Origin of the sequence: Streptomyces canarius (assembly GCF_014650735.1) — a bacterium.
In the GTDB taxonomy this organism is placed as follows: Bacteria; Actinomycetota; Actinomycetes; order Streptomycetales; family Streptomycetaceae; genus Streptomyces; species Streptomyces olivaceoviridis.
The window spans coordinates 1-642 of sequence record NZ_BMVN01000233.1 but is presented as its reverse complement, the minus strand read 5'-3'; the positions used below and the strand labels follow the sequence as shown (position 1 = coordinate 642).

Annotated in this window: 1 pseudogene; it reads left to right on the top strand. The window is 61.7% G+C overall.

Annotation, left to right across the window (positions count from 1 at the left end):
• Nucleotides 1-273: 273 nt before the first annotated feature.
• Nucleotides 274-567, top strand: a pseudogene (locus IE294_RS47045) (IS110 family transposase); the annotation flags it as partial.
• Nucleotides 568-642: the final 75 nt, after the last annotated feature.

The window sequence follows — 642 nt, the reverse complement described above, 5'->3', positions numbered from 1 at the left end:
CAATCCTCATTCTTGCTGGTCAGAGGCACTTTTCTCTTACCTGACCATCCGTCGGACAGCCCGCTTCATGAAAGCGCGAGGTTAAGAATGGTGGTGGTCCGGGAGGACTGGGTGTAGCTGATGGTGACCTGCCGTTGATGGCTCCGAGTGAGTGGCTGCCCGGTTCTCCGGGGCGCTCCGGCCGCTGATTGAGAACTGCGGTCATCGCTGGTTAAGGGCTTGGCGGCGGAGTGTTCCCGGACCCTGAAGGTGGTGCTTCCTGGGAACGGAGCGATGACGGTGACGGAACGTCATGAGCAAGTCTGGATCGGCATCGACGCGGGCAAGGCCCATCACTGGGCTGTCGGAGTCAACGCCACCGGAGAGAAGGTGCTTTCGAAGAAAGTCATCAATGGTGAAGACGAGATCCTGGACCTGATCGTCGCAGCGTGCGAGATGGCCGACCAGGTGCAATGGGCGGTCGACATCTGCGGCCGAGCCTCGACGTTGCTGCTTGCACTGCTGATCGCCAACGGCCAGAGCGTGGTGTACGTGCCTGGACGCACGGTCAACCGAATGTCCGGCGCCTGAGCTTGTTCCGCTTTGACGGACACCATCGGTGTGGTGGTCAGGCGGCGAGTGCGGCCTCGTAGTCGGCGGGAC